Raw genomic sequence first — 20,623 nt, forward strand, 5'->3', positions numbered from 1 at the left:
ACCGGGCGGATCCCCGGTCACCAAATCAGAGGTACTCACCATGTTGACCTATATCGTCCGGCGGCTCGTCACCGCAGCGCTCATCCTCCTGGGCGCATCCTTCCTCGTGTATCTCCTGACAGCGGCGTCAGGGGATCCACTGGCTGAACTCCGTGCCAGCAACGCTCCCAACCGGGAGCAGCTGATGGAGGCCCGCTCAAACCTGCTGGACCTTGATACGCCCGCTCCCATCCGGTATTTCAAATGGCTCGCCGGCGCCTCGCAGTGCCTGATCCCGTTCGCCGGTACCTGTGACCTCGGCCGGAATACGGCGAACCAGCCCATCACCGATGCCCTGGGCCACGCCCTGATCCAGACGCTGACACTCGTGACGGCCGCCACAGTCCTCGCCATCCTCGTCGGCATCACGCTCGGGATCATCACGGCCCTCCGCCAGTACAGCACCCTGGACTACGGCGTGACCTTCATGGCCTTTCTGTTCTTCTCGCTGCCGATCTTCTGGGTGGCTGTTCTCCTCAAGGAATTCGGGGCCATCGGGTTTAACAATTTTCTTCGGAACCCTGAAATTCCGTTGCCCGCAGCGATAGGCATCGGTGCGGTGTTGGGTATTGTCGCCGCCATCGTCGCCGGTGGCGAGCCCAAACGGAGGGTACTGACCGGAGGCATCGTATTTGCGGTGGTCACCGCCGTCCTCATCTATTTCTCGGTCACGCTCTGGTTCAAGACGCCGGGCCTGGGGCCTGTGGTCATCGCCATCGCCGGCGTCGGACTCGCCTACGCCGTCACCCTCCTCACAGCTGGCCTCAAGAACCGCAAGGCGCTGCAGTCAGCACTCCTCGCCGTGGGCGCCGGCGTAGTTGCGTACTTCGCCATCCAGCCGCTGCTCAATCAGGCAACGTTCCTCATGATCGTCCTCCTCGCGGTCGCAACCGTTCTCGTCGGCGTGGCAATCGGTTACTTCGTGGGCGGCTACGACCGCGGTCAGTCCATGCGGGCGGCCGGAATGACGTCGTTCCTTGTGGCCTTCCTGATCCTCCTGGACCGCTTCATGCAGGCCTGGCCCACGTATTTCGATAACAGCAGGGTCCGGGGGCGGCCCATCGCAACCATTGGCGCCACCACCCCCAACATCGAAGGCGACTTCTGGGTCTTGAGCCTGGACTCGTTCACCCACCTCATCCTGCCCACCTCGGCGCTGATCCTCATTTCACTGGCCGGCTACACACGCTTCACGCGCGCTTCCATGCTGGAAATCATGAACATGGACTACATCCGGACCGCGAGGGCCAAGGGGCTGTCCGAACGGACCGTCGTCATGAGGCACGCGTTCCGCAACGCCCTCATTCCGATAGCCACGATCGTCGCCTTCGACATCGGGGCCCTGATTGGCGGTGCCGTCATTACGGAACGGGTTTTCTCCGTCCGCGGCATGGGGTTCCTGTTTTTCGACGGCATCGAACATGTCGACCCCAATCCCGTCATGGGCGTGTTCGTATGCGTGGCCATCACGGCCATGGCATTTAACCTGATCGCGGACCTTGCCTACTCCGCGCTTGATCCACGAGTAAGGGTGAAAGCATGAGCCAGCCGAGTCAGCAGGATGAAATCGTGGCCGAGCAGGCGAGCCTCAAGCATCAGCCCGCGGCGGGAATTGAACCACTCATCGAAGCCAAGGGCCTCAGCCAGGGACAAATTGTCCGTAAAAGGTTCCTCGGCCACTCGGGCGCCATCGTGGGACTCATTGTTTTCGCACTGATCCTCGTCGCGGCATTTACCTCGGTGGGCTACGCCGGCATTCCAGGCTGGTGGAAATACGACCACGAGGAAGTGTCTCCGCTCGTGAACGACGGCGTGCCTACAGCGTCGCTTTTTCCGCTGGCCTGGGGGGAACACCCGTTCGGCCAGGACAGGATCGGACGTGACCTGTTCGCGATGACCATGCGGGGCGCCCAGCAGTCAATCACCATCATGGTGGTCATCGGGCTCATCGCAGGACTCATCGGCGTGATCGTGGGAGCCCTGTCCGGCTACTTCCGGGGCTGGACGGAAGCGATCCTGATGCGGCTGACCGATGTCATCATCATCGTTCCCGCCCTGCTCCTTGCCGCGGTGATGGGGCAGATTGCGGGCAACAGGGATGACGGAAACTGGTTCTCGGCGTTCACCAGCAATAACGCTGTTCTGGCGCTGGGGATCTTCCTCGGCCTGGTCAGCTGGGTGGGCCTGGCGCGGCTCATGCGGGGAGAATTCCTGAGCCTGCGTGAACGTGAGTTTGTGGACGCCGCCAGGATTTCCGGGGCGAGCAACGCGAGGATCATCTTCAAGCACATCCTGCCCAACGCTGTCGGTGTCCTGATCGTCAACGTGACGTTGACGATGTCAGCCGCGATCCTGACCGAGACGGCCCTGAGCTATCTGGGCGTTGGAGTTAAGTCCCCGGACACGTCCCTTGGCCTGCTTATTTCGCAAAACCAGGAAGCGTTTTCCACCCGACCCTGGCTGTTCTGGTACCCGGGCGTCTTCATCGTGCTTATCTGCCTGAGCATCAACTTCATCGGAGACGGGCTGCGAGATGCTTTTGATCCACGCCAGAAGAAGTTCAACGCCAGGAAGGCCAAGGACACGGGCAGCCCGATGGCTCCCGACAAGACGCCGGTGGCGGCGACGGACGGAACCGCGGCGGACGGAACGGCCGCCGGCGGGACCAGGGGAGCCTGACATGCTGCCCGAGCGACGCCGGTCGCTATGCCAGGGCCACGCCCCAAAAGCTGAGTGCGAGCAGAAACAGGGTGACCGACAGTTCCGCCCAGCGGTACCTCACCGTAATCGGAGTGGTTTCGGCGTTTCCCGCGTCGAGTGCCCCGGATTCGACCAGCTCCTGCCAGCGGACGCGCACCAGTTGCGCGGCCTGGCCGGAGTCGGTGCTCTTCAGGTCGCCGGGGCGCACGGAGTTGCCCGGACCGTACGTGCTGCCAGCCAGTCCCTGGAGATCTTCGGGGCGGGCGTGGCGGCCGCCCCAGATGCCGGGCGCCGGCGCCGCCCAGGCGCCGTAGCTTCTTGCCGGAGTGACCAGGGTCAGCGCATAGCGCGTATCCACATTCACCAGGGCTTCCCACGGCACAACTATGGACCGGAAGGGATTTTCGAGGCTGACCCCGGCGTCGTGGACCACTACCGCCGGGCGCCAGAACAACAGCCAGCCCAGGTACGCGATAAGCAGCAGCGGACCCGCACCGATCAGGGCCCCGGCCCCTCCCGTTATGGCAATGCCGGCCAGGCCGACGCCTGCCACGAGCCAGGAAAGCCCGGCGAACCACTTGTTGGTGCGGGCTTTGAAAATTGCAGCGTTTTCGGCATGCGGCGCAGTGCTCATGCCCCCAATAATTCAGGATTCCCGGCCGCAGCACTAATCTCAGCTGCTCCGCTGGCCCGGGTGGAAGGAAAACCCCAACATGACTGACTACATCAGCCCAGAGCACGCCGGAGGCGCCGATTCCAGGCCGGATGAAAAAGGTGCGGTCGTGCTGGAAGTGCGCAACCTGAGCGTTGACTTCGGCGTGGACAAGAAGTGGGTGCCGGCCGCCGTCGGACTTAACTACGAAGTCCGCGCCGGCGAGGTGCTGGCCATCGTGGGGGAATCCGGGTCCGGCAAGAGCGCCAGTTCGATGGCGCTGCTGGGACTGCTGCCCAGCAACAGCCGGGTCTCCGGCAGCGTGAAGCTCTCCGGCAAGGAACTGCTCGGAGCGGACGCTGCCAACATCCGCAGCGTCCGCGGCAAGGACGTGGCCGTCATCTTCCAGGAGCCCATGACGGCGCTCAACCCGGTCTACACGGTGGGGGCGCAGATCGTGGAAACAGTGCGCCTGCACAACGAGGTGTCGCCCGACGAGGCCCGCGAACGCGCACTGCGCATGCTGGATTTGGTGGAGCTGCCGGATCCGGAGAAGGCCTTCAGGTCCTACCCCCACCAGCTTTCCGGCGGCCAGCGCCAGCGCGCGATGATTGCCCAGTCGCTCTCCTGCGACCCCAAACTGCTGATCGCCGACGAGCCCACCACAGCCCTGGACGTGACCGTGCAGGCGGAAATCCTTGACCTCATGAGGAACCTGCGGAACAAGCTCGACAGCGCCATCGTCCTGATTACCCACGACATGGGCGTCGTGGCCGACCTCGCGGACCGGATCGCCGTCATGCGCAGGGGCCTGATCGTGGAAACCGGCACGGCCGAGCAGATTTTCCACAACCCACAGCATCCCTACACCCAGGCGCTCCTTGCCGCCGTCCCGCATCTGGGCCAGGGCGGGGCGGACGCCGAGGCGGAGGTGGACGTGACGGCCGCCCTTGCCGCCGCCACGCACGCCGAGCTCGAGTCGGTGGACCACGACGAACTGCTCCGGCGTGAACGCGAGAACGCAGCGGCGCTGGCCGCTGCCGAGGCTGCGCGGCCCGTAGGCGAGCCGGTCCTCGAACTGACGGACGTTGCCATCGAGTACCCGAAACAGGGGCGCGTGCCGGCATTCCGGGCCGTTGAGGGTGCGAACCTGACCATCTACCCCGGTCAAGTGGTGGGGCTCGTGGGGGAGTCAGGCTCCGGCAAGACCACCATCGGTCGTGCAGCCGTGGGACTGTTGCCGGTCGCGGCCGGATCGATGCGCGTCGTGGGGCAGGACATTTCCGCGGCCAAGAAAAACGGAAAGCAGCTCCACCAGGTCCGGCGGCACATCGGAATGGTGTTCCAGGACCCCTCCTCGTCGCTGAATCCGCGCCTGCCCATCGGAGAAAGCATCGGCGAGCCCATGTACCTGGCCGGGGTGGCGAAGGGCGGTGACCTGCAGAAGCGGATTGAGGCCCTGCTGGACCAGGTGGAGCTGCCGCGTGATTACCGGAACAGGTATCCGCACGAGTTGTCCGGCGGGCAAAAGCAGCGCGTGGGCATTGCGCGGGCACTCTCACTCAAGCCCAAGCTGATGGTGGCCGATGAGCCCACGTCGGCGCTTGATGTGTCGGTGCAGGCCAAGGTGCTGGAGCTGTTCCAGAACCTCCAGCAGGAGCTCGGGTTCGCCTGCCTGTTCGTGACCCACGACCTCGCGGTGGTGGATGTCCTGGCGGACCACATCTGCGTCATGCAGCGCGGCCGCATCGTGGAGCAGGGAACCCGGGACCAGATCCTGCGGAACCCGCAGGAACCCTACACCCAGCGCCTCTTGGCCGCCGTACCGCTGCCGGACCCGGAAAAGCAGCGCGAACGCCGCGAACTCCGGGCGCAGCTGCTGGCCGCCGGCGGAGAGTAACCGGCGCCACCTTTCGGCGTATGGTACCAGCCAGTAACTTGTGACTTGAAATCCGCCCCGGCGAAGGATGGGACCCGGGTCACGGTTTGGCAACGGAGTACTACTATTTGGACTACTCGCGGGTAGGCTTCCTGCTTATGTAGCCCATCTTCCGAACCATCGAAGAGCCGCTGCGCACCCACAAAGTGGGGAACAGGGCCAGCCGGGAGAAGAAGGTCCGGGAACTGCTGGACCAGGTGGCGCTGCCGCAGTCCACAATGCAGCGGTACCCGAACGAGCTCTCCGGCGGCCAGCGCCAGCGTGTGGCCATTGCGCGCGCGCTTGCACTGGACCCGGAGGTGATCATCTGCGACGAGGCAGTTTCGGCGCTGGACGTGCTGGTCCAGGCGCAGGTGCTGAACCTGCTCGCGGACCTGCAGTCCAACCTCGGCCTCACCTACCTGTTCATCACCCACGACCTCGCCGTGGTCCGGCAGATCGCCGATCACGTCTGCGTCATGGAGAAGGGAAAACTGGTGGAAACCGGCTCAACGGATGACGTCTTCGACTCGCCGCAGCAGGACTACACCAAGGCGCTGCTCAATGCGATTCCCGGTGCCCAGCTGATGCTGCCACCGGAAGTTGCGACCGCGTAGTCCGCCAGACTGAAAGCAAAAGAGCCGGTGCCCACCGAAAGGCGGGCACCGGCTCTCTTGCTGTCCGGGTTTCTGTGCTGTCCGGGCTTCGCCCTATTCGAGCCCGAGGCCCAGCGCCGCGAGCCTGCTGCCCAGCAGCTTCCCCAGGGCGCGGTGACCGGAGTCGTTCATGTGGACCGCGTCCGCGAGCTTGTCCTCGAGGCCGTACCGCGTCAGCCAGTCGCCGACGCTGACAAACGGAATGCCGTGGTCCGCAGCCACCGTCCCCAGCAGGGCATCCACCTCGGTGCGCCGGCCGCCGCCGTGGTCAGCACCCTTGGCCAGTGTGCCCACCATGGCGAGCTTTGCACCCGGATACCTCTGCTTGATGGTTTTGATCAGGCGTTCAGCGTTCGCGACGATCTGTTCGTCACTTGCGCCTTGCTTGGCGTCATTTCCGCCGCCCTCGATGACCACCAGCGGGGGAAAGCCGTAGGGCAGGTGCCAGTCACCCCGCTGAAGGGCGTCGATGTAGTTGCCCGTCGTGCCGTAGGAGGCGACATATCCGGTGCCTCCCCTGCCGCAGAAGAACACTTCGTAGCCGATGCCGGCGAGGGCGCGGCGCGGCCAGCTACGGGCAGGTTCGGACTGCGAATCACCGATCAACAGGGCCGTGCGCCCGATGTTGTCCACGATCACCTCATCCCGCCCGTTGGCGGGATTCCGGTAGAGGGCGCCGTCGGGAAGGGTGGCTGGATCGGCCGCGGCGGCCAGGTCACCAGGCACCGAAGAGCCGGCAGCCACAGCCTCACCCGGAGCGGCGACCGGGGCTACGGCGGCAGCCTGGGAGGACGAGGCGCCGGCCACCGCGCCGGACGCGGGCTCCGGGGAAGTTCCGCAGCCGGCCAGCAACATGCTGGCGGCAATCATCGGGCCAATCAGGACGGCCCGCGTCGCGGCTTGTAGCATCCTGGGACTCCTGGCCTGTTCGAAAGTGTTCCAGCAATAGTGGTGCATCACTTCCGGAAAAGCCAGTGATTTTGCTCACATGACGCCCCTGCGGATTCACGATTCGGTAACGGGGCGGGGAGCGGCGTACTTACGGTTTTTAGGCCAATAAAAGGCAGAGCGTCTAGACTTGCAGTAGGAGCCCTGTGTTAAGGGTCTGATCTTCGTGCGTTCCGGTTGGAAATGTCGCGATACAACAGCTGACTTCACCACTGAATCGAGCAATAACGCATGTCTGAAACCACCACCAACACCGCGGTAGCCACTGCATCGCGCAGTGACCTGCGCAACGTCGCGATTGTGGCCCACGTTGACCACGGCAAGACCACCCTGGTCGACGCCATGCTCAGGCAGACCAACTCATTTGCCGCTCACAACCACCTCGAAGACCGGGTCATGGATTCCGGCGACCTTGAGCGTGAAAAGGGCATCACCATCCTCGCCAAAAACACCACGGTTGCCTACAACGGCCCGTCGTCCAACGGCGAAACCATCACCATCAACGTCATCGACACCCCCGGCCACGCCGACTTTGGCGGCGAGGTGGAGCGCGGCCTGTCCATGGTGGACGGCGTGGTACTCCTGGTTGACGCTTCCGAGGGCCCGCTGCCGCAGACCCGCTTCGTGCTCCGCAAGGCCCTCGCCGCACACCTGCCGGTCATCCTGCTGGTGAACAAGACGGACCGTCCCGACGCCCGCATCGAGGAAGTCGTCCACGAGTCCATGGACCTGCTCCTGGGCCTGGCCTCCGACCTCGCGGACGAAGTTCCGGACCTGGACCTGGACAAGATCCTCAACGTCCCCGTGGTCTATGCAGCCGCCAAGGTCGGCCGCGCATCCCTCGATCAGCCGGCCGACGGCACCGCTCCGGAAAACGAAGACCTGGAGCCGCTGTTCAAGGCGATCATCGAGCACGTCCCGGCTCCCACGTACAACCCGGGCGGTGTCCTGCAGGCGCACGTCACCAACCTGGACGCCTCCCCGTTCCTCGGCCGCCTCGCGCTGCTCCGTATCTACAACGGCACCCTGCGCAAGGGCCAGACCGTGGCCTGGGCCCGTGCCAACGGTGAGCTGAAGAACGTCAAGATCACCGAACTGCTGGCTACCAAGGCACTGGACCGCGTTCCCGCCGAGTCCGCCGGCCCGGGTGAAATTGTTGCGGTCGCCGGCATCGAGGAGATCACCATCGGTGAGACCCTGACCGACGCCGAGAACCCCCAGCCGCTACCACTGATCACCGTGGACGATCCCGCGATCTCCATGACCATCGGTATCAACACGTCCCCGCTTGCCGGCAAGGTCAAGGGCGCCAAGGTCACCGCCCGCCAGGTGAAGGACCGCCTGGACAAGGAACTGATCGGTAACGTCTCCATCAAGGTGCTCCCCACCGAGCGTCCTGACGCCTGGGAAGTTCAGGGCCGCGGCGAGCTCGCGCTGGCCATCCTCGTCGAGCAGATGCGCCGCGAAGGCTTCGAACTGACGGTCGGCAAGCCGCAGGTGGTCACCCGGACCATCGACGGTAAGATCCACGAGCCGATGGAACACATGACCATCGACGTGCCGGAAGAGTACCTCGGCGCGGTCACCCAGCTCATGGCTGCCCGCAAGGGCCGCATGACCAACATGGCGAACCACGGCACGGGCTGGTGCCGCATGGAGTTCATCGTCCCGGCCCGTGGCCTCATCGGCTTCCGCACCAAGTTCCTCACGGACACGCGCGGTGCGGGCATCGCGTCCTCCATCTCCGAGGGCTACGAGCCGTGGGCCGGCCCGATCGAGTATCGCACCAACGGTTCGATGATCGCTGACCGCGCCGGCGTTGTGACGCCGTTCGCCATGATCAACCTGCAGGAACGCGGCTCCTTCTTCGTGAAGCCCACCTCCGAGGTCTACGAGGGCATGATCGTGGGCGAGAACTCCCGCGCCGACGACATGGACGTCAACATCACCAAGGAAAAGAAGCTCACCAACATGCGTGCAGCTTCCTCCGACACCTTCGAGAACCTGACGCCGCCGCGCGACCTCACCCTCGAAGAGTCCCTCGAATTCGCCCGCGAAGACGAGTGCGTTGAGGTTACCCCGGAGTCCATCCGCATCCGCAAGTTGATCCTGGACACCAACGAGCGCGCCAAGGCCAACCGCGCCCGCGCCAAGGTCTGATCCCGGCGCGTTCCGGTCATCAACCTCGTGAACAATAGAGCTGCCGGCATGGCAGGCGGCATAGCCGCCGCCGTGCCGGCAGCTCTTTTTGTGGCCACCGCCGGAACGGCCCTGCACCGCCAGCAGTGGTTGCTGTCCGGCGTCATTCTTCCCTGGGGCGCGGTGGCGGCTCTGGTCCTGCTCGGCTCGGTCCAGCTGCTGCTCGGGGCGGCCTTCAGGTCCGTGATCCCGACGGCGGTCTGCGGGGTCCTCTGCTATGTCCTGGCCGGCTGGTGGTCGGCTATGGCGCCCGGAAAGCGGCTGATCGCCGGTGACCTCGCCGGAAACGTCTGGGTTTTCGGGATCGCCGGCGTCACAGTGCTCATGCTGGTGTGGGCCAGGCGGTACCGCCGCCGGGCCCGTAGGAAGGCTCTAGCTGCCGAAAGTGTCCCGGCCCCTGCCGGCGGGACGTCCTAGTCCGCCGTCGGATCCCGGTGGTGGGCAATCATGAGTGAGGTGGCCTCGCCGTCGTCGTCCGCGGGGAGCGCCCTGTATTCGTCGAGGACCGCCCGGAGCCTGCCCAGCATTTCCTCCCGCCGTGCGGCGTTGAACTTCACGCCGAGCCGCCAGACCTCAATGTCCTCCGGGGGAAGATCCCGGATTTCCTGCAGGAACGTCTCGATCAGGATGGGCGAAACGTTGACCACCGGCGTGCTCCAAGACTTGCGGCTGGCAATGTAGGGCACTTCGGTGGCCCCGCGCCGCCCCTTCCGGCGTTCCTCCGCGAGCAGGAACCCGGTCCGCACCAGCGTACGGACGTGGTGCAGGCTGGAGGCGGGATTGAGGTCCAGGAGTTCGGCGATTTCCTTGTTGGTGCGGGACTGGTGCAGGCACAGCCGGAGAATCCTGAGCCTCAGCGGAGAACTGAGCGCGCGGCCCTTAGCCACCAGGTCTGCGTCGTCGCTCTCCAGCGGTGTCATAGACGCAAGTGTAGCCAGCAATAAGTGATTGACATACATCAATCGCTGCCGGAAACTGTTGCCGTGATTGCCGACTCCACAGCAGCAGGTACAGCCGCCACGTCGCTGTGGCGGGACCGCAACTTCACGACTTTCTGGACCGGGCAGGCCGTGAGCCAGCTCGGCGCCCAGCTGGGACAGCTGGCCTTTCCGGTGCTGGCAGTTTCCGTGCTTCAGGCTTCCGAATTCGAGGTGGGCGTCCTGAACGCCGCCGGCCTGGCGGCGTTCCTTATTGTCGGACTTCCGGTCGGCGCGTGGGTGGACCGGTGGCTTAAGCGGCGAACCATGATCATCGCCGATCTGGCCCGGATGGCGGCCATGGCTGCTGTGACTTTGCTGTGGTGGGGCGGCATCCTGGAAATCTGGCACCTTTACGCCATTTCTGCCCTCGTGGGCACGGCCACGGTGTTCTTTGACGTCTCGTACCAGAGCTACGTGCCCGTCCTTGTGGGGTCCCCACATGTCACCGAGGCCAATTCCAAACTCGAATCCACCGCGCAGATAGCCAGGATTGGCGGACCCGCAGCGGGAGGGGCGCTCCTCACCGTTGTGTCGGCCCCGGTGCTGTTCCTGGGGGAGGCCGCCGGGTATCTCCTCTCGGCTCTCTTCCTCGCCCGGACCCGCGACAGCGAGGAACGCGCGACTCCGGCGGACAGGCGTCCGCTCGGCACCGAGATCAAGGAGGGCCTCGCGTTCGTTGTGAGGCACCCTTTGATCAGCCGCATCGCGGCCTGCACCGCGGGCATGAATTTCTGCGGCACACTGATCTTCACCCTCACGCCCGTGCTGGTACTGAGGGACCTCGGACTCGGACCCCAGGGCGTGGGATTGATCATGGCCGCCGGCGCAGCCGGTGGCCTCCTGGGCGCCGTGGCCGCGACGCGGCTGGCAGCCCGGATCGGCGAAGGCGCGGTGATACCGCTCTGCGCCGTGGCCAGTTCGGTGTTTCTGGTGCTCGTTCCGGCTGCCGCCGTCGTCGACCAGCCCGCTGTCTCGCTGGTGTTTCTGGTCATTTCCGAATTCGGCTTCGGCGTGCTCGTCTACAACATCATGCAGCTCACCATGCGCCAGCGGGTGTGTCCGCCCCGGCTGCTGGGCAGGATGAACGCATCCATCCGGTTCGCCGTCTGGGGCGTGATGCCGCTGGCGGCGCTGGCCTCCGGGTTCCTCGGCGAGCACATCGGCCTTGTTCCGGCCATCTCGATCGGCGCGGGGTGCAGCTTCCTCGCGGCCCTCCCGGTGCTGTTGTCGCCGCTGCGGGGAATGCGAAGGCTTCCGGACCAGGTGCTCGAAGCCTGATGGCTGTCAGCCCCCGGTGCGCGCCCTCCGCCGCGGCGGGGCCGGCGGCACCTGTTTGGCGGCCACCACCAGCTCCAGGGCAATGACGACGTCGGCACTCCGCGTCCGCACGGTGCACTCGCCTTCGCCGCACTCCAGGAGGTCTCCCAGCGCGTCCGTGAATCCGCCGTCGACCCTGTAACGCACCACCACACGGGTCCCGGACGGTGCGGCGGCCAGGAATTCCCGGGGCGAAGGCGTTGTCAGGCTCACGGGTTCATCGTATGACGCTTCCCCGAGTGTGACGCGCCGCTTCGTTCGCGGTGCGGGCCTGGGAGATAATAGGCTCGGAACCCGATAGTCCGGCAGCAGGCCGGAAGCAACAACCGGCCAGCCGCCGGAACCAACGTGGAGAGGCAAGGGACGTGACGTACGTAATCGCGCAGCCGTGTGTAGATGTCAAGGACAAGGCATGCATTGAGGAGTGCCCCGTCGATTGCATCTACGAAGGCGAGCGCTCCCTCTATATCCATCCCGATGAATGCGTCGACTGCGGTGCCTGCGAACCGGTCTGCCCGGTGGAAGCCATCTACTACGAGGACGACACCCCCGAAGAGTGGGCCGACTACTACAAGGCAAACGTGGAGTTCTTTGACGAGCTCGGTTCCCCGGGCGGTGCCGCGAAGGTGGGCAACACCCACACGGACCACCCGATGATTGCAGCACTGCCGCCGCAGAACCAAGACCACTGAGGCGGGCGCGTAGGTGACAACAGCTGTGCGTAGCTTCGGCCTGAGCCTTCCCGATTACCCGTGGGAGGCCATGGCGCCTTACCTCGCCAGAGCGGCGGAGCACCCGGGCGGAGCTGTCAACCTGTCCATCGGAACGCCCGTGGATCCCACGCCCGCGGTCATCCAGGAGGCACTCCGGGCTGCTGCGGACGCCCCCGGCTATCCCACGGTCCACGGCACTCCTGCGCTGCGGGAGGCAATCGCCGGATGGTTTGCACGCCGCCGTGGCGTTGAGGGGCTCGACCCCCGGGACGTCATGCCCACCGTCGGTTCCAAGGAGCTGGTGGCGTGGCTGCCGTTCCTGCTCGGCCTGAAGACCGGCGACGTCGTAGTCCGTCCCACGGTTGCGTACCCCACCTACGACATCGGCGCCACATTTTCCGGAGCCACCGCGGTGGCCGCGGACGACCTTGATGAACTGGACGCCGCCACCCGTGCAAAGGTCCGGCTGGTCTGGGTCAACTCCCCGGGCAACCCCACCGGCAGCGTCCGGGACGCTGCCTCCCTGAGGAAGATCGTGGACCAGGCCCGTGAAATCGGTGCCCTCGTGGCCTCGGACGAGTGCTATGCCGAACTTGGCTGGGGGGAGTGGGACGTGCAGCGCGGGGGAGAAGCTGTTCCGAGCATCCTTGATCCCCGGGTGGCAGGCGGCTCCCACGACGGTCTCCTCGCCGTCTATTCGCTGAGCAAGCAGTCGAACGTCGCAGGCTACCGGGCGGCATTCGTAGCGGGGGATTCAGCCATCATGGCCAACCTCGTCAACAGCCGCAAGCACGCAGGAATGATCGTCCCCTACCCAGTCCAGGAAGCCATGCGGGTGGCCCTGGGCGACGACGGGCACGTGCAGGCACAGAAGAACCTCTACCGCGGGCGCCGCGAGCGGATCCTGCCGGCCCTCGAAGGGTTCGGGCTGAAGATCCACGAGTCCTCGGCCGGCCTGTACCTGTGGTGCACCGCCGGCGAAGCAACCTGGGACACTGTCGCGCGCCTCGCGGAGCGGGGGATCGTCGTGGGACCGGGAGTGTTCTACGGCGACGCCGGCAACGGCTATGTGCGCGTGGCACTCACCGGATCCGATGAGCGCATCGACGCTGCGGTGGCCCGGCTGGCCGGGGCCGTGTAACAGCCGCCCCGTAACAATGGTGTGACACGCGCCACAAGTGGGGCGTTTTCGGGGCATTTCGGCACTACCGGATTAGTGCCACCTTGCCTAGGAGCTGTACTTTTTAACTGACTATCAATGGTGGCTTTCTACAAGAAGGTAGCCCGGCCGTTGGAATCCCTGTCCATGCAGGGTCCTCGGGCGGCTTCACCAGATGTTGGATCAAGCTTTCTACAGAGAGGCCCCGACGCCTCATGAGGAGACTCCATGACTGAGACCACCAGCGCAACCCTGCGCCATGCGGGCGGCGAACTCGAACTCCCGCGCATTAAGGTTGTAGAAGGAAACGAAGGCTATGACGTTTCCAAACTGCTGAAGCAGACAGGCGCCGTCGCCTTTGACCCCGGCTTCATGAACACCGCGGCCACCACTTCGGCGATCACCTACATCGACGGCGACGCCGGCATCCTGCGGTACCGGGGCTACCCGATCGAGCAGTTGGCGCAGCACTCCAGCTTCCTCGAAGTTTCCTACCTGCTCATCTACGGGAACCTGCCCACGCCCACCGAGCTGGATGCCTTCGACCAGCGGATCCGGCACCACACCCTGCTGCACGAAGAGCTCAAGGGCTTCTTCAGCGGCTTCCCGCGAGACGCCCACCCCATGCCGGTGCTGTCCTCGGCCGTGTCCGCCCTGTCGACCTTTTACCAGGATTCGCTGGACCCCTTCAACGCAGAGCAGGTGGAGGTCTCCACCATCCGCCTGATGGCCAAGATGCCGGTCATCGCCGCCTACGCGCACAAGAAGTCCATCGGTCAGCCCATGCTCTACCCGGACAACTCCCACAACCTCGTGGAGAACTTCCTGCGGCTGAGCTTCGGCCTGCCTGCCGAGCAGTACGAGATGGACCCGGTGATCGCCAAGGCACTGGACCTGCTGCTGATCCTGCATGCCGACCACGAGCAGAACTGCTCCACCTCCACGGTCCGGCTGGTCGGTTCCTCCAACGCCAACCTCTTCGCCTCCGTCTCCGCCGGCATCAACGCCCTCTTCGGCCCGGCCCACGGCGGCGCCAACGAGGCCGTCCTGAAGATGCTGCGCCAGATCCAGGCCGACGGCATCAAGCCGGAGGACTACATGGAGAAGGTCAAGAACAAGGAAGACGGCGTCCGCCTCATGGGCTTCGGGCACCGTGTCTACAAGAACTACGATCCGCGGGCCAAAATCATCAAGGCGACCGCGCACGAGGTCCTCAGCAAGCTCGGCGGCAACGACGAACTCCTGGACATCGCGATGCGCCTCGAAGAGAAGGCCCTGGGGGATGACTACTTCATCCAGCGCAAGCTCTACCCGAACGTGGACTTCTACACCGGCCTGATCTACAAGGCCATGGGCTTCCCGGAGAAGATGTTCACCGTACTGTTCGCAATCGGCCGCCTGCCGGGCTGGATCGCGCAGTGGCGTGAAATGATCAGCGATCCCAACACGAAGATCGGCCGCCCGCGGCAGCTCTACACAGGAGAGCCCGAGCGGCACTACCCGGCCCGCTAACTCCGAACGACGACGGCGGCCGCTCACCTTCCGAGGTGAGCGGCCGCCGTCGTACTTTTGTCATCGATTGCTCCGTACTTGCCCTTTTCCCCGCTCTAAAGGGCAGCTACGGAGCAATCGATGCTAGCCGTTGTAGCCGTGCGGGTTGTTTTTCTGCCAGCGCCAGTGGTCCTCGCACATCTCGTCGACGGTCTTGGTGGTGGACCAGGAGAGATCGGCAAGGGCCGAGGTCGCGTCCGCCCAGAAGGCGGGCAGGTCCCCGGCGCGGCGGCCCGTGACCTCGTACGGAAGCGGGTGGCCCACGGCTTTTTCGAAGGAGCGCAGGACCTCCAGCACGGAGGAGCCCTTGCCTGACCCGAGGTTCCAGCGGAACACGCCGTTGCGGCCGGCGATGTGGTCCAGCGCGGCGACATGGCCCTCGGCGAGGTCCACCACGTGGATGTAGTCGCGCAGGCACGTGCCGTCCTGGGTGTCGTAGTCGCCGCCGAACACCATGAGCTTCTCGCGCCGGCCGACGGCCACCTGGGCGATAAACGGGACGAGGTTGTTCGGAATGCCCTGCGGGTCTTCACCGATGCGGCCTGACGGGTGGGCGCCCACCGGGTTGAAGTAGCGCAGCAGTGCTATATGCCAGCGGTCGTCGGCGGCGCCGAGGTCGGACAGGATGTCCTCGATCTGCTCCTTGGTGCGGCCGTACGGGTTGTTCGCGCCGATTTCCATCTTCTCCACGTAGGGGACGGCATTGTGTTCGCCGTAGACGGTGGCGGAGGAACTGAAGACGATCGAGCGGACGCCGTGCCGGTCCATGGCCCTCATGAGGTTCAGGGTGCCGACAAGATTGTTGTGGTAGTACTTCAGCGGCTCGCGGACGGATTCGCCCACGGCCTTGAGGCCGGCAAAGTGGATGACGGCATCGATGCCGTGCCGGTCGAAAACGGCGTCGACGGCGGGCTCGTCCAGCAGGTCCACGTTGTGGAAGGCCGCTTCCTTCCCCGTGAGTTCGGCGACCCGGCGCAGGGACTCCTCGCTCGAGTTCACCAGGTTGTCGATGACAACCACCTCATGGCCGGCTTCCTGCAGGGACAATACGGTGTGCGAACCGATGTAACCGGTGCCGCCCGTGACCAGAATTTTCATGCTCCAACGTTATCCCAACCGCATCGGCGATTACCGACTGTGTCAGGCCCTGGCCGGGACGCCGGGGGCCGCGGCGGGCCTCCCCGGCGTCAGGGCACAAGCGTGCTAAAAACAGGGGTGCCCAAAATTGTGGATGCCGCGGCCCGGCGCCAGGAGATTGTTGACGCCGTCTGCCGGATCATCGCCACGGACGGGCTGGAACGGGCGTCCCTGCGCGAGGTGGCTGACGAGGCAGGCCTAGCCGTGGGCTCCGTGCGGCACTACTTCGCCAGCAGCGAGGAGCTGCTCGCCTTCAGCTTCTCGGCCGTGGTGGACCGCATCCTCGCGCGCCTTGCTGCTGCCCTTGCCGGAGTGTCCCGCACATCCGGCCCCGAGGAGCAGCACGAGGCCGTATTAACCCTGCTGAGCGAGTTCCTTCCGCTGGATGAAGAGCGCGCCCTGGACGCCTGTGCGTGGCTCGCCTTCAAGAATGCGGCGCGGATCAGGCCCTTCCTTGCCGCCGAGGCTGACCGGAGCCACCGGGCGGTGGCCGCCGTCGTCGGGCAGTTGATCACCCGCCTTCTGGCGGGGGACGATGTGGCAGGGAATGATCTGGCAGAGGATGCTCGGACAGGGAACACCCTGACGGCGGACGACGGCGGGGAGCATCTGGTCACCGAGGCGGAGCGCCTCCTTGCCACCCTGGACGGGCTGACGATGCACGCGCTCCTGCAACCGGCGTGGCTGACCCGGGAAATGTGCCGGGATGTGCTCGAATCGCATCTGGCGGGGCTTCGCAGGACCGCCGGCGCCAGCCATTAACCTCCCCGGGCTGGGGGAATAGACTGAAAGCCGGAGAGCGGGTTGCCGGTAAGCGGGGGCGGAGATCAAGATGCCAAGGAGGCATGCGGATGCAGCACACAGGCGGTCCAGGCTGGCGAATCACGATGGACACGTCAGGGCCCATGCTCATTGCCCTTTACATACGTGACGTCTCAGGCTTGGACGGTGCAGGCTTTCCGGCCCTTTCCCATGCCGCGCCCAAAGTCCGGCACGCCGATCACTCCCACCTGACCGCGGAGGTGGGTGGCATCAGCGCGCTCAAGACCGAGTGGGAAGCCTGGTGGGAGCAGCTCCTGAAGGCACATCCGCAGATGTCCCCGGAGATGTCGCCGCCGGGCTTCAGGTCCTTCGCCAATTCCCCTGCGCTCCGTCGGGTCCTGCAGGCGCACTTCGGGGCCGCCCTGACGTGGGCCCGGGAGCGCCGGACGGAATACGCGGAGCTGGAAGCCGAACGCGTGGCCGGGGGGTCCACGCACCTGCTGGAGGACATCGTGGAGGACCGGCTACTAGAGGTCGGCCGGAATTCCCGGGACTTCGCGCTGACCATCATCGAGCTCCCGCTTGATGAGCAGCGCGCCTGGTACCTGGAGCCGGACAAGATCATCATGAGCCACTATCTGCTGTCCCAGCCGGAGGTGTTCCGCAGCTACGTGCAGCCGGTAGTGGAAATGCTCGTCTAGGCCGGGGCTTCGGCAAAGGTGATGACCACCTTGCCGTCGGAGGCGTCCGAGTTCTGCCACCCGTTCCGGGCCTGCCGGTCCCAGCTCTGACCGTCCACCTGAACCCGGGTCACAGCGAACTCCTTCGCGTTGGCCACCGCCCAGTGCGCCAGCGACCATGCCAGATTATCCGCAGCCTCCAGTTCGAGGGTCCGGCCGGACGCCGTGGCGGGAATGCCCCCGTATGCTGACTCCGCCTCGGCGAGCAGGGCCCCGGGGTCACCGGCGGCGTCGGGAGCGCGGAGCGTGCAGTCAAGGGCACCGTGGGTCTGGCCGCTCAACACCGAGGCGAAGGAGCGGCCCATGGCCTCGTGCTGGGCGTAGGCGCGCGGGTACGCCGAACGCTGGACCCGTTGCGCGGCTTCGGTGATCTCAAGCGTGACGTAACCGGGCACCTCCACGAGGGCGTCGTAAAACGCATTCGTGGCGTGGTTCGGATCCATCACCTGTTCCTGCGTGCCCCAGCCTTGCGACGGGCGCTGCTGGAACAGGCCCCTGGAGTCCGGTCCCGCCAGATCGCCGTGGCCGATGTTCCTCAGCTTGGACTCCTGCATGGCCGTGGCCAGGGCGATGCTCGCCGCGCGCGGCGGCAGCCCGCGGCGCACCGACACGGCGGTGATCAGGGCCGCGTTGGCCGCCTGGTCCGTGGCCAGTTCCGCACGCTGCGTACCGACGACGGCGGTGCATCCTTCCGTGACCAGCTGCTCCGAGCGCTGCAGCAGCACCGTCGCAGTGTAGATACCGCCGGCGACGAGTACGAGGGAGAGGACCACAACGATCGCTCCGCGCAGCTTACGTCTGCGTGTCACGTACTTACTCCCTCAGGCCTTCGTCAGGTCGGTAGATGCCGGTGCCGGCTGCACCCGGACGGTCAGTTGGCGTGCAGGGCGACGTTCAGCTCCACGGTCTGGCCCTGGCGCGGCAGGACTTCCACTTCACCGGTGCTGGAGTTGCGGCGGAAGAGCAGGTTGGGCACGCCGGAGAGCTCCACGGCCTTAACGATCTTGGAGGTGTCTTCGCCGTCGGCGTCTTTTGGACCGACCACGCGGACCCGGGTGCCGGCGGTGACGTAGAGTCCGGCCTCCACCACGGAGTCGTCGCCGATGCTGATGCCGACGCCGGAGTTTGCGCCCAGCAGCACCCGCTGGCCCAAAGCAATCTTTTCCTTGCCTCCGCCGGAAAGGGTGCCCATGATTGAGGCGCCGCCGCCGACGTCGGTGCCGTCGCCCGCCACAACACCGGCCGAGATGCGGCCTTCCACCATGGAGGTGCCCAGCGTGCCGGCGTTGAAGTTGACGAAGCCCTCATGCATGACCGTGGTGCCTTCGGCGAGGTGGGCACCGAGGCGTACGCGGTCGGCGTCGGCGATGCGGACGCCCGCCGGGACAACGTAGTCAACCATGCGGGGGAACTTGTCGACACCGTAGACAGTCACTGCCCCGCGCTTGCGGAGCTTGGCGCGCGTCAGCTCGAAACCGTCCACGGCGCAGGGGCCGAAGTTGGTCCAGACGACGTTCGGGAGCTTGCCGAAGATGCCGTCGAGGTTGATGGTGTTGGGCTTGACGAGGCGGTGCGACAGGAGGTGGAGGCGGAGGTAGGCATCGGCGGTGTCGGCCGGTGCTTCGTCCAGATTGATCTGCACGAACACGACCTTCTGCTCGGTGCCGCGGTCCGCATCTGATCCGTCTGCGGCGATCGCGGCCAGGGATTCGTCGGCGTTTTCGATGGCGCGGAGGTTTTCGGCGGCCACGCCGAGGGCCGGGGCCGGGAACCAGACATCCAGCACCGTGGCATCACCGTTCCGGGTGGCGATGGTGGCCACCCCGAATCCATAGGCCGACCGGGAATCGTCGGACAGCGTCTGGGCAGCGGGCACGGCAGAAGAAGCGGTTTCAGTCATGGCCCCAGTGTATCGAGACGACGTGCAAGCACTGAAACCTGCCGCCTCCCGACCGGGTCGCAATTGACGCCGGGAACGGCGTCAGCTGTGCCTTAGCCGGGAGCGTGCGGCGATAGAGTTGGAGGGTGATTGCCGAAACTGCCCCCTTAACCCTTGATCTGCGCCAGGATGTGGCCCTGCTGACGGCTGCCCTCATCGACATCGACAGCGTGTCGGGCAACGAAAGCGCGCTTGCCGACGCAGTGGAGTCGGCGCTCCGCCAGCTTCCCGGCCTCAAGCTGGTCCGGGACGGGGACGCGATCATCGCCCGCACGGACCTCGGCCGGGCGGAGCGCGTGATCCTGGCGGGCCACCTTGACACGGTGCCCCTGCCCGTGACGGAAGGATCGCTGGGAACGGTTCCGTCCAGCTGGCCCTCAGGCATTCCCGGCGAGGGAGTCCTTTACGGCCGCGGCGCCACCGACATGAAAGGCGGCGTGGCGGTGCAGCTCGCACTCGCCGCGTCCATGTTCGACGGCGGCGCGGAGCCGTCCAAGGACGTCACGTTCGTCTTCTACGACCACGAGGAAGTGGAGGCCGTCAAGAGCGGCCTGGGCCGGCTGGTCCGCAACCACGGGCACCTGCTGGAGGGCGACTTCGCCATCCTGCTGGAACCGACCGACGGCACCGTCGAAGGAGGCTGCAACGGAACCATGCGGCTTGAAGCCACCACGGCGGGGGAAGCCGCCCATTCGGCTCGTGCCTGGATGGGCCGCAACGCCATCCACGCCGCGGCTCCCATCCTGGAACGGCTCGCAGCGTACCGCCCGCAGACCATCAACGTGGACGGCCTGGACTACCGCGAAAGCCTGAACGCCGTGAAGATCCACGGCGGCACCGCCGGCAACGTCATTCCCGACCGCTGCGTGGTGGAGATCAACTACCGCTTCGCGCCGGACAAGTCGCCCGACCAGGCGGAGGCCCACGTGCGGCAGCTGCTCGAAGGATTCGACGTGGTCCGCACGGACAGCGCCGCCGGCGCGCGGCCCGGACTGCACCACCCCGCCGCCGCGTCCTTCGTGGCCGCAGTGGGAGCCGAGCCCAAACCAAAATACGGCTGGACCGACGTCGCGCGTTTCAGCGAGCTCGGCATCCCGGCAGTGAACTTCGGGCCGGGTGATGCGCTGTTGGCGCACAAGGACAACGAACACGTGGCGGCCGAGGCCGTCCGGGCCTGCCTCCGCGCACTTCAGGCCTGGCTTTCCTGATCCGC

Annotated in this window: 20 protein-coding genes; 13 read left to right on the forward strand and 7 right to left on the reverse strand. The window is 65.7% G+C overall.

Going from position 1 to position 20,623, the window contains the following annotated elements; all coding sequences use genetic code 11:
* Nucleotides 1-40: 40 nt before the first annotated feature.
* Both J7I89_RS15125 and J7I89_RS15130 read left to right on the forward strand, forming a co-directional pair.
* Complete coding sequence (locus J7I89_RS15125) at nucleotides 41-1,582, forward strand: ABC transporter permease (RefSeq protein ID WP_214971886.1); 1,542 nt, start codon at nucleotides 41-43, stop codon at nucleotides 1,580-1,582.
* The gene (locus tag J7I89_RS15130; protein WP_214971888.1) at nucleotides 1,579-2,718 is read left to right on the forward strand and encodes an ABC transporter permease; all 1,140 of its coding nucleotides are present in this window, start codon (nucleotides 1,579-1,581) and stop codon (nucleotides 2,716-2,718) included. Before J7I89_RS15125 ends, J7I89_RS15130 begins: the two co-directional genes overlap by 4 nt.
* 25 nt (nucleotides 2,719-2,743) lie before the next feature.
* Here J7I89_RS15130 and J7I89_RS15135 read toward each other — a convergent pair whose 3' ends face one another.
* Nucleotides 2,744-3,373 carry a PH domain-containing protein gene (locus J7I89_RS15135; RefSeq protein WP_214971890.1) on the reverse strand — a complete coding sequence of 210 codons (630 nt, stop codon included), beginning with the start codon at nucleotides 3,371-3,373 and terminating at the stop codon, nucleotides 2,744-2,746.
* Between the two features lie 79 nt (nucleotides 3,374-3,452).
* Here J7I89_RS15135 and J7I89_RS15140 point away from each other — a divergent pair, with 79 nt between their 5' ends.
* Together J7I89_RS15140 and J7I89_RS15145 are read left to right on the forward strand one after the other, a co-directional pair.
* The gene (locus J7I89_RS15140; protein WP_214971892.1) at nucleotides 3,453-5,291 is read left to right on the forward strand and encodes an ABC transporter ATP-binding protein; all 1,839 of its coding nucleotides are present in this window, start codon (nucleotides 3,453-3,455) and stop codon (nucleotides 5,289-5,291) included.
* Nucleotides 5,292-5,476: 185 nt separating this feature from the next.
* On the forward strand, nucleotides 5,477-5,926 hold the full coding sequence (locus J7I89_RS15145) for an ATP-binding cassette domain-containing protein (RefSeq protein ID WP_374102018.1): 450 nt from the start codon (nucleotides 5,477-5,479) through the stop codon (nucleotides 5,924-5,926).
* A gap of 93 nt (nucleotides 5,927-6,019) precedes the next feature.
* Here J7I89_RS15145 and J7I89_RS15150 read toward each other — a convergent pair whose 3' ends face one another.
* Nucleotides 6,020-6,874: an SGNH/GDSL hydrolase family protein gene (locus J7I89_RS15150; RefSeq protein ID WP_214971901.1), complete on the reverse strand. Its 855-nt coding sequence runs from the start codon at nucleotides 6,872-6,874 to the stop codon at nucleotides 6,020-6,022.
* 270 nt (nucleotides 6,875-7,144) lie between these two features.
* On the opposite strand from J7I89_RS15150, the gene typA reads away from it, so the two are divergent.
* On the forward strand, nucleotides 7,145-9,073 hold the full coding sequence (gene typA / locus J7I89_RS15155; protein WP_214971904.1) for a translational GTPase TypA: 1,929 nt from the start codon (nucleotides 7,145-7,147) through the stop codon (nucleotides 9,071-9,073).
* Nucleotides 9,074-9,121: 48 nt separating this feature from the next.
* Nucleotides 9,122-9,529 carry a hypothetical protein gene (locus tag J7I89_RS15160; protein ID WP_214971907.1) on the forward strand — a complete coding sequence of 136 codons (408 nt, stop codon included), beginning with the start codon at nucleotides 9,122-9,124 and terminating at the stop codon, nucleotides 9,527-9,529.
* Here the strand turns inward: J7I89_RS15160 and J7I89_RS15165 are convergent.
* Nucleotides 9,526-10,032, reverse strand: coding sequence for a helix-turn-helix domain-containing protein (locus J7I89_RS15165; protein WP_214971910.1), 507 nt, complete (start codon nucleotides 10,030-10,032; stop codon nucleotides 9,526-9,528). The two genes, J7I89_RS15160 and J7I89_RS15165, sit on opposite strands and share 4 nt — an antisense overlap.
* A 24-nt stretch (nucleotides 10,033-10,056) precedes the next feature.
* On the opposite strand from J7I89_RS15165, the gene J7I89_RS15170 reads away from it, so the two are divergent.
* Nucleotides 10,057-11,370 carry an MFS transporter gene (locus J7I89_RS15170; RefSeq protein ID WP_308159926.1) on the forward strand — a complete coding sequence of 438 codons (1,314 nt, stop codon included), beginning with the start codon at nucleotides 10,057-10,059 and terminating at the stop codon, nucleotides 11,368-11,370.
* Nucleotides 11,371-11,376: 6 nt separating this feature from the next.
* Here J7I89_RS15170 and J7I89_RS15175 read toward each other — a convergent pair whose 3' ends face one another.
* Nucleotides 11,377-11,622 carry a hypothetical protein gene (locus J7I89_RS15175; RefSeq protein ID WP_308159927.1) on the reverse strand — a complete coding sequence of 82 codons (246 nt, stop codon included), beginning with the start codon at nucleotides 11,620-11,622 and terminating at the stop codon, nucleotides 11,377-11,379.
* 152 nt (nucleotides 11,623-11,774) lie between these two features.
* Between J7I89_RS15175 and fdxA the strand changes: the two genes are divergently transcribed.
* From fdxA to J7I89_RS15190, 3 genes are all read left to right on the forward strand, one after another.
* A complete protein-coding gene (gene fdxA / locus J7I89_RS15180; RefSeq protein ID WP_056636113.1) occupies nucleotides 11,775-12,101 on the forward strand; it encodes a ferredoxin in 327 nt (108 codons plus the stop codon).
* A gap of 13 nt (nucleotides 12,102-12,114) precedes the next feature.
* A complete protein-coding gene (dapC, locus tag J7I89_RS15185; RefSeq protein ID WP_214971912.1) occupies nucleotides 12,115-13,263 on the forward strand; it encodes a succinyldiaminopimelate transaminase in 1,149 nt (382 codons plus the stop codon).
* Nucleotides 13,264-13,509: 246 nt separating this feature from the next.
* Nucleotides 13,510-14,793 carry a citrate synthase gene (locus J7I89_RS15190; RefSeq protein ID WP_078028110.1) on the forward strand — a complete coding sequence of 428 codons (1,284 nt, stop codon included), beginning with the start codon at nucleotides 13,510-13,512 and terminating at the stop codon, nucleotides 14,791-14,793.
* Between the two features lie 123 nt (nucleotides 14,794-14,916).
* On the opposite strand, the gene galE is transcribed toward J7I89_RS15190, so the two are convergent.
* On the reverse strand, nucleotides 14,917-15,930 hold the full coding sequence (gene galE, locus J7I89_RS15195) for a UDP-glucose 4-epimerase GalE (RefSeq protein WP_214971915.1): 1,014 nt from the start codon (nucleotides 15,928-15,930) through the stop codon (nucleotides 14,917-14,919).
* 117 nt (nucleotides 15,931-16,047) lie between these two features.
* On the opposite strand from galE, the gene J7I89_RS15200 reads away from it, so the two are divergent.
* Both J7I89_RS15200 and J7I89_RS15205 read left to right on the forward strand, forming a co-directional pair.
* Entirely contained in the window at nucleotides 16,048-16,731 is a 684-nt protein-coding gene (locus tag J7I89_RS15200; protein WP_214971918.1) for a TetR/AcrR family transcriptional regulator, read from the forward strand.
* An 89-nt stretch (nucleotides 16,732-16,820) separates the two neighbouring features.
* Complete coding sequence (locus J7I89_RS15205; protein ID WP_214971920.1) at nucleotides 16,821-17,432, forward strand: hypothetical protein; 612 nt, start codon at nucleotides 16,821-16,823, stop codon at nucleotides 17,430-17,432.
* Here the strand turns inward: J7I89_RS15205 and J7I89_RS15210 are convergent.
* Nucleotides 17,429-18,280, reverse strand: a complete 852-nt coding sequence (locus tag J7I89_RS15210) for a hypothetical protein (protein ID WP_214971923.1) — start codon at nucleotides 18,278-18,280, stop codon at nucleotides 17,429-17,431. The two genes, J7I89_RS15205 and J7I89_RS15210, sit on opposite strands and share 4 nt — an antisense overlap.
* Nucleotides 18,281-18,342: 62 nt before the next feature.
* Nucleotides 18,343-19,371, reverse strand: coding sequence for a 2,3,4,5-tetrahydropyridine-2,6-dicarboxylate N-succinyltransferase (gene dapD / locus J7I89_RS15215; RefSeq protein WP_214971926.1), 1,029 nt, complete (start codon nucleotides 19,369-19,371; stop codon nucleotides 18,343-18,345).
* 125 nt (nucleotides 19,372-19,496) lie between these two features.
* On the opposite strand from dapD, the gene dapE reads away from it, so the two are divergent.
* Nucleotides 19,497-20,618: a succinyl-diaminopimelate desuccinylase gene (gene dapE, locus J7I89_RS15220; RefSeq protein WP_214971929.1), complete on the forward strand. Its 1,122-nt coding sequence runs from the start codon at nucleotides 19,497-19,499 to the stop codon at nucleotides 20,616-20,618.
* The last annotated feature ends 5 nt before the right edge of the window (nucleotides 20,619-20,623 follow it).

This window comes from Arthrobacter sp. ISL-5 (assembly GCF_018613835.1).
Taxonomy (GTDB): Bacteria; Actinomycetota; Actinomycetes; order Actinomycetales; family Micrococcaceae; genus Arthrobacter.